This window comes from Clostridium pacaense (assembly GCF_020709765.2).
In the GTDB taxonomy this organism is placed as follows: Bacteria; Bacillota; Clostridia; order Lachnospirales; family Lachnospiraceae; genus Enterocloster; species Enterocloster hominis.
Window position 1 is genome coordinate 48072 of record NZ_JAJFEB020000011.1, and the last position, 15111, is coordinate 63182.

A 15111-nucleotide genomic window follows, 5' to 3' on the forward strand; every position below is an offset into this window, starting at 1 on the left:
CACCAGCGGAAACGGCAGAAAGGAGCGCACCCATGCCAAGAATGAGCAAGAAACGGCGGCTGGAATGGTCTTTTTTCCTGCGGCAAGTGAAAGTCGGGAATTCCACCTGCGACCGTATCACATACAATGACCTCTGCCGGGGCTGTACCCATAGCTGCAAGCAGAGCTTCCGGGCGATTATCATACTCTGCCCCCACTACTACTCCAAACGCCGGAAAAAGGAGGACAGGGACAATGGCAGATAACCGCAAATATTACTACCTCAAGCTGAAAGAGAACTTTTTTGACAGCGACTCCATTGTGCTGCTGGAAGATATGAAAGACGGGATTTTATACTCCAATATCCTCTTGAAGCTGTACTTAAAATCGCTGAAAAACGGCGGGAAATTGCAGCTTGACGAGCATATCCCCTACACAGCGCAGATGATAGCGACACTGACCCGCCACCAGATAGGAACGGTTGAGAGGGCTTTGGAGATTTTCCGGCAGTTGGGGCTTGTGGAGCAGCTTGACAGCGGGGCTTTCTATATGACCGACATTGAGTTGATGATAGGACAGTCCTCTACCGAAGCCGAGCGAAAACGGGCTGCAAGGCTGGAAAACAAGGCACTTTTACCGCCCCGGACAAAAGGCGGACATTTGTCCGACATTCGTCCACCAGAGAAAGAGATAGAGTTAGAGAAAGAGATAGAGATAGAAAAAGAGAGAGAGGGAGAAACGGGACACCCCGCCCCCGCCGCTTATGGCAGATACAACAATGTGATACTGACCGATACAGAGCTTTCCGGGCTGAAAACAGAGCTGCCCGACAAGTGGGAGTATTATATTGACCGGCTTTCCTGCCATATCGCTTCCACTGGGAAGCAGTACCACAGCCATGCAGCCACCATTTACAAGTGGGCGCAGGAAGACGCTGCCAAAGGCAAGGCTGCCCCGAAACAGGGCATACCCGATTATTCATGCAAGGAGGGCGAGAGCTTATGAAAAACGGAATTGAAGCTATGATTACGGACATTACAGCCACTACCGCCGAAGCGGAGGACTACACAGGCGAGGACGGGCTTTTATACTGCGGTAAGTGCCATACGCCCAAAGAAGCCTATTTTGCAGAGGGAAAGACTTGTTTCGGGCGTGACCGCCACCCGGCAGAGTGCGACTGCCAGCGGGCAGCCCGTGAAAAGCAGCAAGCCGCCGAAAGCCGACAGAAGCACCTTGAAAAAGTGGAGGACTTGAAACGCCGGGGCTTTACCGACCCTGCTATGCGGAACTGGACATTTGAGCATGACAACGGCAGAAACCCGCAGACCGAAACCGCCCGCTTTTATGTGGAGAGCTGGGAAACCATGCAGGCTGAAAATATCGGCTACCTGTTTTGGGGCGGCGTGGGGACGGGAAAAAGCTACCTTGCCGCCTGTATCGCCAACGCCCTTATGGAAAAAGAGGTTGCCGTCTGCATGACAAACTTTGCAACGATACTGGGTGACCTTGCCGCCAGCTTTGAGGGCAGGAACGAATATATTTCCCGCCTTTGCAGCTACCCTCTGCTGATACTTGATGATTTCGGTATGGAGCGAGGAACAGAATACGGGCTGGAACAGGTTTACAGCGTGATTGACAGCCGTTACCGAAGCGGCAAGCCGCTGATCGCCACGACCAACCTCACGCTGGAGGAATTGCAGCACCCGCAGGACACGCCCCACGCCCGTATCTATGACAGGCTGACTTCCATGTGCGCCCCCGTCCGCTTCACGGGCAGCAACTTCCGAAAGGAAACCGCACAGGAAAAGCTGGAACGCTTAAAGCAACTGATGAAGCAGCGAAAGGAGAGCCTATGACAGAAACGAAACAGACAAGCACCACCAAAACAGACCGCCGCCCGGACTGTGTGACGGAAATCCGCATGGGCAACTCCGTCCTTACCGTTTCCGGCTTCTTCAAGCAGGGCGCAACCGACACCGCAGCCGACAAGATGATGAAAGTGCTGGAAGCGGAAGCTGCTACACAAAAAACGGCGATTTGACCGACCATAAAGAAGCAGATTTGACGCTTTTGCCGCTATACAGACAGCCGCCCCATGTGGTACAATCAAGGTACGGAATAGTGGGGCTGGCTGTCGGAAACGGAGGATTTTATGTTAAGACAGACCAACCAACAACCAATTACCGCCCTTTACCCAAGACTATCCCATGAGGACGAGCTGCAAGGCGAAAGCAATTCCATTTCCAATCAGAAGCGTATCCTTGAAACCTATGCAAAGCAGAACGGCTTTTCCAATCTGCGCTGGTACACGGACGACGGTTATTCTGGTGCGAACTTTCAACGACCCGGTTTTCAAGCCATGCTTGCGGACATTGAAGCCGGAAAAGTCGGGACAGTTATCGTAAAGGATATGTCGAGGTTAGGGCGAAACTACCTGCAAGTGGGAATGTACACGGAAATGATTTTCCCACAGAAAGGTGTCCGCTTCATCGCTATCAATGACGGAGTGGACAGCGCACAGGGCGACAATGACTTTGCCCCGCTGCGGAATATCTTTAACGAATGGCTGGTGAGAGATACGAGCAAGAAAATCAAAGCAGTAAAACGCTCAAAAGGCATGAATGGCAAGCCCATCACAAGCAAGCCTGTGTATGGCTACCTCATGGACGAGGATGAAAATTTCATTATTGACGAGGAAGCTGCACCCGTAGTCAAGCAGATATACAACCTCTGTCTTGCCGGGAATGGTCCGACCAAGATAGCCCGTATGCTCACAGAGCAGCAAATCCCCACGCCGGGAACGCTTGAATACCGCAGGACGGGCAGCACCCGCCGCTACCACCCCGGCTATGAGTGCAAGTGGGCGACCAATACCGTAGTGCATATCCTTGAAAACCGGGAATACACAGGCTGTCTGGTAAATTTCAAGACAGAAAAACTTTCTTACAAAGTCAAGCACAGTGTAGAAAATCCCCCGGAAAAGCAAGTGATTTTCGAGAACCACCACGAGCCTATCATAGACACCCAAACATGGGAACGGGTGCAGGAGCTTCGCAAACAGCGCAAACGCCCAAACCGCTATGATGAAGTGGGTTTGTTCTCCGGCATACTGTTCTGTGCGGACTGCGGCAGCGTGATGTATCAGCAGCGATACCAGACGGACAAGCGCAAGCAGGACTGTTATATCTGCGGCAACTACAAGAAACGCACCCATGACTGTACGGCGCACTTTATCCGCACCGACCTCTTGACCGCTGGTGTACTCTCCAATCTGCGGAAAGTGACCAGCTATGCGGCAAAGCATGAAGCCCGGTTTATGAAACTCTTGATTGAGCAGAACGAGGACGGGGGCAAACGCAGGAACGCCGCCAAGAAAAAGGAACTGGAAGCCTCCGAGAAACGCATAGCCGAGTTATCCGCTATCTTCAAGCGGCTGTATGAGGACAGCGTGACCGGGCGCATATCAGACGAGCGTTTCACAGAGCTGTCGGCAGACTATGAAGCAGAGCAACGGGAGCTGAAAGAAAGAGCCGCTGCTATTCAAGCGGAGCTTTCCAAAGCACAGGAAGCCACCGTGAACGCAGAAAAGTTTATGAATGTTGTCCGGCGGCATACCAGCTTTGAAGAACTTACCCCTACTCTGCTGCGGGAGTTTGTAGAGAAAATCGTTGTGCATGAGTGCAGCTATGACGAGAACAAGACCCGCAGACAGGACATTGAGATTTATTATTCTTTTGTTGGCAAGGTGGACTTGCCCGAATAACCGCCCGACCTATCCGACACAATGCGCAAGTGCCGGATAGGAACGGCAAAATTTTTTACACTTCTATTACTTCTTTATCGCACATCAGTAAAGAGCCAGGGCATGAAGCAGCTTATGGCGGGCGGCGGCGTTGCCCTTATCGGCATGACCCTTGTACCGCTGCTTTCCGGCTTGTTCGGTTAAGAAGCGCGGGTAAAGGCTTATGCAGAGCATACTTGACGCGATTAACGAATGGATAAAGGAAATCCTCATAGGAGCCATAAACGGTAATCTGTCAACTATGTTCGGGGACGTAAACGAAAAAGTCGGCACTATCGCCGCAGAGGTAGGGCAGACCCCGCAAGGGTGGAACGCAAATATATTCTCCATGATACAGACCCTTAGTGAAAATGTAATCGTACCCATTGCGGGGCTTGTCATTACCTACGTCCTATGCTATGAGCTTATCAGCATGGTAACGGAAAAGAACAATATGCACGACGTTGACACTTCCATGTTCTTCAAGTGGGTGTTCAAGGCGTTTGTGGCAGTCTACCTTGTGACGCACACCTTTGACATTACTATGGCGGTGTTCGATATGGCGCAGCACGTTGTTTCCGGCGCGGCGGGGGTAATCGGCGGCAGCACAGAGATTGATGTTGCCGCCGCCCTTGCTTCCATGCAGAGCGGGCTTGACGCTATGGAAATCCCCGAACTGCTCTTACTTGTCATGGAAACAAGCCTTGTGAGCTTGTGCATGAAAATCATGTCCGTACTGATAACCGTTATCCTCTACGGGCGCATGATAGAAATTTACCTTTACTGTTCGGTATCGCCTATCCCGTTTGCAACTATGACGAACCGGGAATGGGGGCAGATAGGAAACAACTACCTAAAATCCCTGTTCGCTATCGGTTTTCAAGGCTTCCTCATTATGATATGCGTCGGCATTTACGCGGTTCTGGTAAACAACATGATAATAGCGGACAATCTGCACAGCGCGATATTCTCCCTTGCAGCCTATACCGTTATCCTCTGTTTCTCCCTGTTCAAATCCGGCGCACTGGCGAAGTCGATATTCTCCGCGCATTAGCGGCGTGTCAAGGGCAGGGTGGAGATTTTCAGAGCGAAGCGGCGAAAATACGACCCGACCTTGACGCGGATAACCCCCATATAATACGGGCGGGCAAAGGGCATAGATTGACCTTTGCCTTGATTACCCTTATGGAAAATTACAGCAACACCAAACCCAGAGAAAGGAGGTTTTCACTTGGCGTATGTACCCGTACCCAAAGACTTATCCAAAGTCAAGACAAAAGTAGCTTTCAACCTTACCAAACGGCAGATTGTATGTTTTGCGGCGGCTCTCCTGTTCGGCTTGCCGCTTTTCTTTCTGCTCAAAGACAGCACAGGCACAAGCCTTGCGTCTATGGCTATGATTGCCGTCATGCTGCCCTGTTTCCTCTTTGCCATGTATGAGAAGCATGGACAGCCCCTTGAAGTGGTGGTGAAGAACATCATACGGACAAAATTCATAGCCCCCAAAGAACGACCATACAGGACAGACAACTTTTATTCCGTCTTAGAACGGCAGAGAAAACTTGAAAAGGAGGTATCAGCGATTGCAAAAGGAAACACGAAGAAACAGCGCGGCGGGAAGCACAAAGCCTAACCCGCCCCGCAAGCTCACCCGCGCCGAGAAAAAGCAGATTGCGGAAATCATCAGACAGGCAAAGGGCGACGGGAAAGCCCACACCGCGCAGCAGACAATCCCCTATATCCAGATGTACCCGGACGGTATCTGCAAGGTTACGGGACGGAAATACTCAAAGACCGTCGCCTTTGAAGATATTAACTATCAGCTTGCACAGGCAGACGACAAGACCGCCATTTTTGAGAACTGGTGCGACTTCCTCAACTACTTTGACGCTTCCGTTTCGGTGCAGCTTTCTTTCATCAATCAAGGGACGCAGCGCGGCGAAGCGGAAAAGGCGGTCAATATCCCGGCACAGGAGGACGCTTTCAATTCTATCCGCACAGAATACCGGGATATGCTGAAAAACCAGCTTGCAAAGGGCAACAACGGGCTTGTCAAAGCAAAATATATCACCTTTGCCATTGAAGCCGACAGTCTGGGCGCGGCGAAATCCCGCCTTGCCCGTATCGAAACGGACGTACTCAACAACTTTAAGCTCTTGGGCGTGTCTGCCCGCCCCATGACAGGCTATGAACGCCTTAAAATGCTGCATGGCATTTTCCACCCGGAGGGCGGGCAGTTTGCCTTTGATTTTTCATGGCTTGCCCCGTCCGGGCTTTCCACAAAGGACTTTATCGCCCCGTCCTCTTTCCGTTTTGGCGAGGGGCGTTATTTCCGCATGGGGCGCAAAATCGGCGCGGTTTCATTCCTTGAAATCCTTGCGCCGGAATTAAACGACCGTATCTTATCTGACATTCTGGACTTGGAAACGGGCGTTATCGTCAATCTGCATATCCACAGTATCGACCAGACCGAAGCCATAAAGACAATCAAGCGCAAGATTACCGACCTTGACAAAATGAAAATCGAGGAACAGAAGAAAGCGGTACGCAGCGGCTATGACATGGATATTATACCGTCCGACCTTGCCACTTTCGGCAGCGAAGCGAAGAATCTCTTACAGGACTTGCAGAGCCGGAATGAAAGAATGTTCCTCTTGACGTTCCTTGTGGTGAACATGGCGGACACGAAGCGGAAACTGGAAAATGACGTATTCGCGGCGGCGGGCATTGCACAGAAGAACAACTGCGCCTTAACCCGCCTTGACTACCAACAGGAAGCGGGGCTTATGTCCTCTGTACCGCTTGGGGAGAACCTTATCCCCATTCAAAGAGGGCTTACCACGTCAAGCACCGCTATCTTTATCCCCTTTATCACACAGGAGCTTTTCCAGACGGGCGCGGCTTTGTACTACGGCTTAAACGCCCTTAGTAACAACATGATACTCTGCGACCGCAAGCAGCTAAAGAACCCCAACGGCTTAATCTTGGGTACGCCGGGAAGCGGGAAATCCTTTGCCGCCAAACGGGAAATGACAAACGCTTTCCTCATTACCGACGACGACATAATTATCTGCGACCCGGAAGCAGAGTATTTTTCCCTTGTGCAGCGGCTTGACGGGCAAGTGATACGCTTATCCCCTACGGGCAAGGGCATTGACGGGAAGCCCCAGTATGTGAACCCTATGGATATTAACCTCAATTACAGCGAGGACGACAGCCCCCTTGCGCTGAAATCCGACTTTATCCTCTCCCTCTGCGAGCTTGTCATAGGCGGCAAGGAGGGCTTGCAGCCCGTCGATAAGACCGTCATTGACCGCGCCGTTAGGAACGTGTACCGCCCTTTCCTTGCAGACCCCGACCCGGAGAAAATGCCTATCTTGGGCGACCTCTACAACGAGCTTTTGAAGCAGCCGGAGCCGGAAGCGGCGCGTATTGCGGCGGCGTTGGAGCTGTATGTTTCCGGGAGCCTTAACGTATTCAACCACCGTACCAACGTGGAGCTGAACAACCGCCTTGTCTGCTTTGACATCAAGCAGCTTGGGAAGCAGCTCAAAAAGTTAGGTATGCTCATTGTGCAGGACCAGGTATGGAACCGCGTCACCGTCAACCGGGCAGAAAGGAAATCCACCCGGTATTTTATGGACGAATTTCATCTTCTCTTGAAAGAGGAACAGACCGCCGCCTATTCCGTTGAAATCTGGAAGCGTTTCAGAAAATGGGGCGGCATACCCACAGCCATTACGCAGAATGTCAAGGATTTGCTTGCTTCCCGCGAAGTGGAGAATATCTTTGAAAACTCTGATTTTGTCCTCATGCTCAATCAGGCGGCGGGCGACCGGGCTATCCTTGCGAAGCAGCTCAACATCTCCCCGCAGCAGATGAAATATGTCACCCACACCGAAGCGGGCGAGGGGCTTATCTTCTACGGGAACGTGGTGCTGCCCTTTGTAGACCGCTTCCCGAAAGACACCGAGCTTTACCGGGTAATGACGACGAAGCCGGAGGAAGTGGGCGAAGCATGAACGGGCTGAAAACTGACACCATCATCAACCGGGACGCGCTCTATGCCTTGCGGGAGCTTCCAGAGGAAAGCGTACACTGTTGCGTCACAAGCCCGCCCTACTATGCGCTTAGGGATTATGGGCTTGATATGCAGATTGGGCGGGAGGACACGCCGGAGCAGTACATTGACAGGCTGACCGAGGTTTTCCGCGAGCTGCGCCGGGTACTGCGTTCTGACGGTACGCTCTGGCTGAATATCGCGGACACCTACTGCGGCACAGGGAACAAGGGCTACCATGCAGACCCGAAGAACCCGAAAGGCAGAAACGGACAGCAGATTGCAAAAAACAACCGCGTTTCCGGCTGCAAACAAAAGGACTTAATCGGTATCCCTTGGCTTTTAGCTTTTGCCCTACGCGCTGACGGGTGGTATTTACGGAGCGACATTATCTGGCAGAAAGAAAACCCCATGCCGGAGAGCGTGAAAGACCGCCCTACCCGCTGCTATGAACATATCTTTCTGCTTACGAAGTCAAAGAAATATTTCTATGACGCAGCCGCCATAGCCGAGCCGTTAGCCCCCACAACGGCGGCGCGGTACCGCACCGGGCGCAGCGCGGGACAGAAATATGCGGACGAAGTACCCGGACAGGGGAAAGTACAGGGGCTTAACCGGGCGAGAAGCGGCAGCTACTACGACGAAGCCCTCATGCCGACCATGCGGAACAGGCGGGACGTGTGGCTTATCAATACCGTACCCTACAAGGGCGGGCATTTCGCCGCGTTCCCGCCAAAACTTGCCGAAACCTGTATCAAGGCGGGCTGTCCGAAAGGCGGCGTTGTGCTTGACCCCTTTTTCGGCAGCGGCACGACGGGAGCAGCCGCAAGGCAGCTTGACAGGCATTATATAGGCATTGAGATAAACGCCGAGTATTGCGCCCTTGCAAGGGCGCGGATTGGAGGGACAGAAAAATAAAACAGTATCGAGCGCGTGAGAAAGTCACGCAGAAAATGACCCGCGAGGGGGCTGTCGAGGTAAACGCCGCCACCGGGAAAAAGAAACGTATCAGCAAGCGGATAAGGGACGCGGACTTTGCAAAGACCGAAGCACCGCAGCCGCCGGAACAGGCAGCGCAGACCATACCGGGCGGCGCAGCTCCCGCGCCCACAGCCGCCGCGCCGCCGCTTCCCCATGCGCCGGGGGCAGAACGGGAACAGGACACCGCCGCAGCCGAGCGCGTCTTGGAGCGTATCGACGGGGCGCGTACCAGAAAGGCGAGCAAAAAGGCGGCGAGGAAAGCACAGGCAGAAGCCACAGCAAAAGAAAAATCTTCCCGCTTGCAGTTTACCGACGAGGAACGGGCAACGCCGGAGCTTGAAAGGTATATCCGAAAATCGGACAAAGCAGCCGACCGTCTGGACGCGGCAAAGGCGGCTATCCCCAAAGAAAAGAAACTTGTACGGGAGCGCACCTTTGATGAAGCCACCGGGAAAGGCAAGACCCGCCTACATTTTGAGGAACAGGAAAAGCCCATAGGAAGGAATAAGCCCCACAATAACCCGCTATCCCGCCCCGCACAGGAAGCGGGTATTTTCGTCCACAACAAGATACATTCCGTTGAAAAGGACAATTCCGGCGTTGAGGGGGCGCACAAATCCGAAGAACTGGCAGAGCGCGGCGCAAAGTACGGGACGCGGAAAGTCAAGGAGGGCTACCGCAGCCACAAGCTCAAACCCTACCGGGCGGCGGCAAAGGCAGAGAAAGCGGCGTTCAAGGCGAATGTGGATTTCCAGTACCATAAATCCCTACATGACAATCCGCAGATTGCGGGCAATCCCCTTTCCCGCTTCATGCAGAAGCAGCAAATCAAGCGGCAGTATGCAAAGTCGGCAAGGAAAGGCGGCGCAAAAACGGCGCAGAAAGCCGCAGAGAACACCCGCAAGGCGGCAAAAAAGACCGCCGAGGAAACAAAAAAGGCAATCGCTTTTGTAGGGCGGCACCCGGCGGGCGTATGTATCGCCGTTGCCGCGCTGCTCTTATTCATCATGGTATCGGCGGGGCTTTCCTCTTGCGGCTCCATGTTCTCCGGCTTGATGAACGGCATACTTGGGACTTCCTACACGTCGGAGGACAGCGACCTTGTGGCGACGGAAAATAATTACGCCGCAAAGGAAAACGAGCTTCAGCAGCAGATTGACAATATCGAAAGCACCCACCCCGGCTATGACGAATACCGCTATGACCTTGACAGTATCGGGCATAACCCCCATGAGTTAGCGTCCTACCTCACCGCCCTTTTACAGACCTACACCCCGCAGAGCGCACAGGCAGAACTAAACCGCGTCTTTGCCATGCAGTACACTTTGACGCTGACGGAAGAAACGGAAATCCGCTACCGCACAGAAACAAGCACAGACCCGGAAACAGGGGAAACGACCAGCGAGGAAGTACCCTACGAGTACCATATCCTCAACGTGAAGCTGACGAACAAGCCCATTTCCGAGATTGCGGAGGAACTTCTAACGCCACAGCAGCTTGAAATGTACCGCGTCTATCTGGAAACAAGCGGAAACAAGCCGCTGATTTTCGGCGGCGGCTCCCCCGATATGGGCGCGTCCGAGGATTTAAGCGGCGTACAGCTTGTAAACGGCACACGCCCCGGCAACACCGCCGTTGTAGACCTTGCGAAGCGGCAAGTCGGCAACGTAGGCGGGCGACCCTTTTGGAGCTGGTACGGATTTAACAGCCGCGTGGAATGGTGCGCCTGTTTTGTTTCATGGTGCTACAATCAAGCCGGGAAAAGCGAGCCGCGCTTTGCCGGGTGCCAGTCACAGGGCGTACCCTGGTTCCAGTCACGCGGGCAATGGGGCGCGAGGGGCTATGAGAATATCGCCCCCGGCGACGCTATCTTTTTCGACTGGGACGGGGACGGGAGCGCAGACCATGTAGGGCTTGTTATCGGGACGGACGGGGAGCGCGTCTATACCGTCGAGGGCAATTCCGGCGACGCCTGCAAGATAAAGAGCTACCCCGTCAATTACTCCTGTATCAAGGGCTACGGCTTAATGAATTGGAACTGACAACAAAAAAATGAAAATCTGAAAGGAGAAATTTATTGATGGCTATGAACAAAATTGAACGTATCGACAAGGAGATTGCAAAGACCCGCGAGAAAATCACCGAGTACCAGAATAAATTAAGGGGGCTTGAAGCGCAGAAAACCGAAGCGGAAAACCTGCAAATCGTACAGCTTGTGCGCTCCATGCGCCTTTCCCCGCATGAGCTTTCCGCTATGCTTTCCGGGGGCGGTATTCCGGGCATGGAAGCCGCGCCGGGCTACCCCGCAGAACCCGCAGACCACGACACCGAAGAAATGGAGGACACCGAGAATGAATAAGAAAATCCTTAGAACACTGACCGCACTTTGCGCCGCCCTTATGCTTTCGGGCGGCTTTTCCGTCACCGCTTTTGCACAGACCCCGGAGGGAGAGGACGACACCAACGACAGCGGCGTTGTCTACGAGGAACCCCAAAAGGAAGAACCCCTTACCCCGGACGGGAACGCGACCCTTGTAGACGATTTCGGCGGCAACAAGCAGCTTATCACCGTAACGACCAAAAACGGCAATTACTTTTATATCCTCATTGACCGGGACGACGAGGGCGAGAACACCGTACATTTCCTTAATCAAGTGGACGAAGCCGACCTCTTAGCACTTATGGAGGACGGAAGCACCGAAGCAGCCCCGCCCGCCGTTTGCAGTTGCACCGAAAAATGCGAAGCCGGAAAGGTAAATGTGAGCTGCCCCGTCTGCAAGGACAACATGACCGCTTGCAGCGGCAAGGAAGCAGAGCCGGAAACCGAGGAACCGCCGGAGCTGCCCAAAGAGAAAGGCAATGCGGGCGGGCTTGTGCTTTTCCTTGTCGTGGCACTTCTTGGCGGCGGGGGCGCGTTCTATTATTTTAAGTTTATGAAGCCGAAGCAAAACGTCAAGGGCGGCACCGACCTTGAAGATTTCGATTTTGACGACTACGACGAGGACGAGCCGGACGAGGGGGACGGGCTTTCTGATGAAGAACAGGAGGACGAGGAAGCATGACCCTGTTTACCGACAATCCCTTTGAAAAGATGATGATACAAAGACCGGGCGGGCGGCGTGACAATGCGCCGCCCGTTCCCCATTCCCCGGCTTGCGCTTCCTGTCCGTACAAAGGGCAGCTCCCTTGTGTGGGCTACTGTCTGAAACAGGTACAGGAGAAAAAGGCAAGTGAGCCGGAACGCTGAAAATGGACTTTTAATTTTCGTTTGCAACATCTATGAGATTTTCGTAATGCAAAAGTGTTATGTTATTTTCATTTTGCAGTTGGAGCTTTCTATCACGAATATTCTCAAAATCTTTACGGAGTCCGGCTATCACAGCATAGTAGATTTGATAAGGGCAATATTTGTATAATTGTCTGGGTAACTTTGTATTGGAGAATGAGTGCTTTTCCAATTCTGCTACAATTACATTCCAATTTGCAGCAATATACATTTGCCAATCCCTAACCTGTTCAATCCCTTTATTGATTACTTCCCCGAAACGAGTACCTTTTTCTTTTGTTATCCGCCCGTTGGGAGCTTCTAATTCCACAAAGACAAATTGATAACCGTCTGAACTATTACCTATGAGCAGATAATCAGCCACATAAGCCGACCCGATTTTGAACTCTGGAAAGATATAATTATCGTCATGGTGTCCTGTTCTGTAATAATGCCGTAATAAGCCAAACAAATAATTCCATGCACGATTAGAAGCTATCCAATTTAGTATAGCTCTTTCTGTTGTATCGGAAGAAGTAATCAGTTGATAAAACTCTTTTGTCGTATCATATATAGGTGTGAACCTTGAATAATGGTTGTTGGGAAATAGCGAAGTAGCACACTCAATAAAGTAATCCATTTCTTTGTTTTTACCGCGCCTGTAATGCCCGCCACGTTTTTTATTCATTGCTTCTTCCTGTTCATCAGTAGGAGCAAAAACATCGAAAGTATGTATTGATTTCATATTGTCACCTGTTTCTTATAGTAATGCTTAAAGTATAAACCAATTTCAAACCTAAAACAACCGAAAGGAGAACAGAAAATGAAACTGATTATTGCAGAAAAGCCGAGCGTGGCGCAGACTATCGCCGCCGCGCTTGGCGTTAAGGAAAAGAAAGACGGATATATCGAGGGCGGCGGCTGCCTCATTTCATGGTGCGTCGGGCATTTGGTACAGCTTGCGGAAGCTGCCGCCTACGGGGAGCAATATAAAAAATGGAGTTTTGAGAGCTTACCCATTCTGCCGGAGGAATGGCAGTACGCCGTTGACCCGGACAAGGGGAAGCAATTCAAAACCCTAAAAGAGCTTATGCACCGCGCCGACGTTTCCGAAGTGGTAAATGCGTGTGACGCGGGGCGCGAGGGAGAATTGATTTTCCGCTTTGTCTACGAAGCGGCGGGCTGCAAGAAGCCCATGCGCCGCTTGTGGATTTCCTCAATGGAGGACGGGGCAATCAAGGCGGGCTTTGCTTCCCTCAAAGACGGGCAGGAATACGACGCGCTCTTTGCGTCTGCCCTCTGCCGCGCAAAGGCTGACTGGCTTATCGGCATTAACGCCACCCGGCTTTTCTCCTGCCTGTATGGAAAGACCTTGAACGTGGGGCGCGTCCAGACCCCGACCTTAAAAATGCTCACCGACCGGGACGCGGCTATCTCCCATTTCCAGAAAGAAAAATATTATCATGTGCGCCTTGATTTATCCGGCGCGGAAGCGGCAAGCGGGAGGATTTCCGACAAGGCAGAAGCCGACGCGCTGAAAGGGGCTTGCGAAGCGGAAACGGCGGTATGCGTTTCCCTCACCAGAGAGAAGAAAACCGCAGCCCCGCCGAAGCTCTTTGACCTTACCTCTTTGCAGCGGGAAGCGAACCGCATTTTCGGCTACACCGCGAAGCAGACCCTTGACCTTGCACAATCCCTTTATGAAAAGCGGCTCCTTACTTATCCGAGGACGGACAGCAGCTTTCTTACTGACGACATGGGCGGCACCGCAGCGGGCATTATCGCGCTGCTTTGCGAAAAACTCCCCTTTATGGCGGGCGCGGACTTCACGCCGGAGGTTGTAAAGGTATTAGACAGTAAAAAAGTATCAGACCACCACGCAATCATTCCCACTATGGAGCTTGCAAAGGCTGACCCGGACGCGCTGCCGGAAAGCGAGAAGAATATCCTTACCCTTGCGGGGGCGCGTCTGCTTTTTGCCACCGCCGAGCCGCATATTTATGAAGCGGTTACGGCGGTTTTCTCATGCGCCGGGACAGACTTCACCGCAAGGGGAAAGACCGTACTTGCGGAGGGTTGGAAAGAGCTTCAACGCAGATACCGGGCGACGCTGAAAGATAAGCCCGAAGCGGAGGACGGGGAAAATGCAGACGTGACGCTGCCGAAGCTTTCCGAGGGACAGGGCTTTCCTAACCCCGCCGCAAAAGTAACGGAGCATACCACAACGCCGCCGAAGCCCCACAGCGAAGCAAGCCTTTTGTCGGCTATGGAACGCGCCGGGAACGGGGACACCGACCCGGACGCGGAACGCCGGGGGCTTGGCACTCCCGCCACCCGCGCCGCCGTCATTGAAAAACTGGTAAAGGGCGGCTTTGCGGAGCGCAAGGGGAAGCAGCTTATCCCTACCAAAAACGGGAACAGCCTTATCTGTATTCTGCCGGATATACTCACTTCCCCACAGCTTACCGCAGAATGGGAAAACAATCTGACGCAGATAGCAAAGGGAGCCGCAGACCCCGGCGAATTTCTGTCCGGCATTGAAGCTATGGCGCGGGAGCTTGTGCAGACACACGCCGCAGCACTGGACGGGAAAAAGGATTTGTTCCGGGAGGAAAAGCCCTCTGTCGGCAAATGCCCCCGTTGCGGTTCCCCCGTCCATGAGGGGAAGAAAAACTATTATTGCAGCAACAAAGAATGTGCCTTTGTCATGTGGAAGAATGACCGCTTTTTCGAGGAACGCAAGACCGCTTTTTCCGCGAAGATTGCCGCCGCGCTCCTTAAATCCGGCAAGGCGAATGTGAAGAAGCTCTACTCCCCGAAAACAGGCAAGACCTACGACGGAACTATCGTTCTGGCTGACACTGGCGGGAAATACGTCAACTACCGTATCGAAGTGCAGAAGAACTAAAAACTTGAATAGCAAGCATAGGAAGCGGGTACCCACTTCCGTAAATCCCCGTTGCGACGCTGACGCGCCGGACGGGGATTTTGCTTGTTGGGAAGTTTCCCAAACCCTCTTTTGCGGAGGGCTTCACCCTCTAAAAA

At 52.8% G+C, this 15111-nt stretch carries 15 protein-coding genes and 1 pseudogene; 15 read left to right on the forward strand and 1 reads right to left on the reverse strand.

The features are described from left to right. The first annotated feature begins 32 nt into the window (after nt 1-32). From LK536_RS47345 to LK536_RS47410, 14 genes and pseudogenes are all read left to right on the forward strand, one after another. A complete protein-coding gene (locus LK536_RS47345; protein WP_039891482.1) occupies nt 33-245 on the forward strand; it encodes a hypothetical protein in 213 nt (70 codons plus the stop codon). Beyond that, nucleotides 235-984 (forward strand): putative phage replisome organizer, encoded by a 750-nt coding sequence (locus tag LK536_RS47350; RefSeq protein WP_008394427.1) that lies wholly within the window; start codon nt 235-237, stop codon nt 982-984. The genes LK536_RS47345 and LK536_RS47350 overlap by 11 nt, the downstream gene beginning before the upstream one ends. Next, nucleotides 981-1835: an ATP-binding protein gene (locus tag LK536_RS47355; protein ID WP_002569234.1), complete on the forward strand. Its 855-nt coding sequence runs from the start codon at nt 981-983 to the stop codon at nt 1833-1835. The genes LK536_RS47350 and LK536_RS47355 overlap by 4 nt, the downstream gene beginning before the upstream one ends. Further along, a complete protein-coding gene (locus tag LK536_RS47360) occupies nt 1832-2020 on the forward strand; it encodes a transposon-encoded TnpW family protein (protein ID WP_002569233.1) in 189 nt (62 codons plus the stop codon). The genes LK536_RS47355 and LK536_RS47360 overlap by 4 nt, the downstream gene beginning before the upstream one ends. 111 nt (nt 2021-2131) lie before the next feature. After that, the gene (locus LK536_RS47365) at nt 2132-3742 is read left to right on the forward strand and encodes a recombinase family protein (RefSeq protein WP_002569232.1); all 1611 of its coding nucleotides are present in this window, start codon (nt 2132-2134) and stop codon (nt 3740-3742) included. A gap of 90 nt (nt 3743-3832) precedes the next feature. Then, a pseudogene (locus LK536_RS47370) lies at nt 3833-3925 on the forward strand (Maff2 family mobile element protein); the annotation flags it as partial. 19 nt (nt 3926-3944) lie between these two features. After that, nucleotides 3945-4814, forward strand: coding sequence for a VirB6/TrbL-like conjugal transfer protein, CD1112 family (locus LK536_RS47375; RefSeq protein ID WP_002584320.1), 870 nt, complete (start codon nt 3945-3947; stop codon nt 4812-4814). Between the two features lie 177 nt (nt 4815-4991). Beyond that, the gene (locus LK536_RS47380; RefSeq protein ID WP_007037042.1) at nt 4992-5393 is read left to right on the forward strand and encodes a PrgI family protein; all 402 of its coding nucleotides are present in this window, start codon (nt 4992-4994) and stop codon (nt 5391-5393) included. Nucleotides 5394-5430: 37 nt separating this feature from the next. Continuing rightward, on the forward strand, nt 5431-7782 hold the full coding sequence (locus LK536_RS47385) for a VirB4-like conjugal transfer ATPase, CD1110 family (RefSeq protein WP_431733266.1): 2352 nt from the start codon (nt 5431-5433) through the stop codon (nt 7780-7782). After that, on the forward strand, nt 7779-8738 hold the full coding sequence (locus tag LK536_RS47390; protein WP_006876012.1) for a DNA-methyltransferase: 960 nt from the start codon (nt 7779-7781) through the stop codon (nt 8736-8738). The genes LK536_RS47385 and LK536_RS47390 overlap by 4 nt, the downstream gene beginning before the upstream one ends. 35 nt (nt 8739-8773) lie before the next feature. Next, nucleotides 8774-10843 carry a C40 family peptidase gene (locus LK536_RS47395; protein ID WP_007037045.1) on the forward strand — a complete coding sequence of 690 codons (2070 nt, stop codon included), beginning with the start codon at nt 8774-8776 and terminating at the stop codon, nt 10841-10843. Nucleotides 10844-10881: 38 nt separating this feature from the next. Next, nucleotides 10882-11160, forward strand: a complete 279-nt coding sequence (locus LK536_RS47400) for a DUF4315 family protein (protein WP_004607957.1) — start codon at nt 10882-10884, stop codon at nt 11158-11160. Further along, nucleotides 11153-11863 carry a DUF4366 domain-containing protein gene (locus LK536_RS47405; RefSeq protein ID WP_004607958.1) on the forward strand — a complete coding sequence of 237 codons (711 nt, stop codon included), beginning with the start codon at nt 11153-11155 and terminating at the stop codon, nt 11861-11863. The genes LK536_RS47400 and LK536_RS47405 overlap by 8 nt, the downstream gene beginning before the upstream one ends. Continuing rightward, nucleotides 11860-12048: a hypothetical protein gene (locus LK536_RS47410; RefSeq protein ID WP_004607959.1), complete on the forward strand. Its 189-nt coding sequence runs from the start codon at nt 11860-11862 to the stop codon at nt 12046-12048. The genes LK536_RS47405 and LK536_RS47410 overlap by 4 nt, the downstream gene beginning before the upstream one ends. Nucleotides 12049-12058: 10 nt before the next feature. Here LK536_RS47410 and LK536_RS47415 read toward each other — a convergent pair whose 3' ends face one another. Continuing rightward, nucleotides 12059-12811, reverse strand: coding sequence for a Shedu anti-phage system protein SduA domain-containing protein (locus LK536_RS47415; RefSeq protein WP_004607960.1), 753 nt, complete (start codon nt 12809-12811; stop codon nt 12059-12061). 78 nt (nt 12812-12889) lie between these two features. On the opposite strand from LK536_RS47415, the gene LK536_RS47420 reads away from it, so the two are divergent. Beyond that, the gene (locus LK536_RS47420; RefSeq protein WP_007037046.1) at nt 12890-14974 is read left to right on the forward strand and encodes a DNA topoisomerase 3; all 2085 of its coding nucleotides are present in this window, start codon (nt 12890-12892) and stop codon (nt 14972-14974) included. Nucleotides 14975-15111 lie beyond the last annotated feature (137 nt).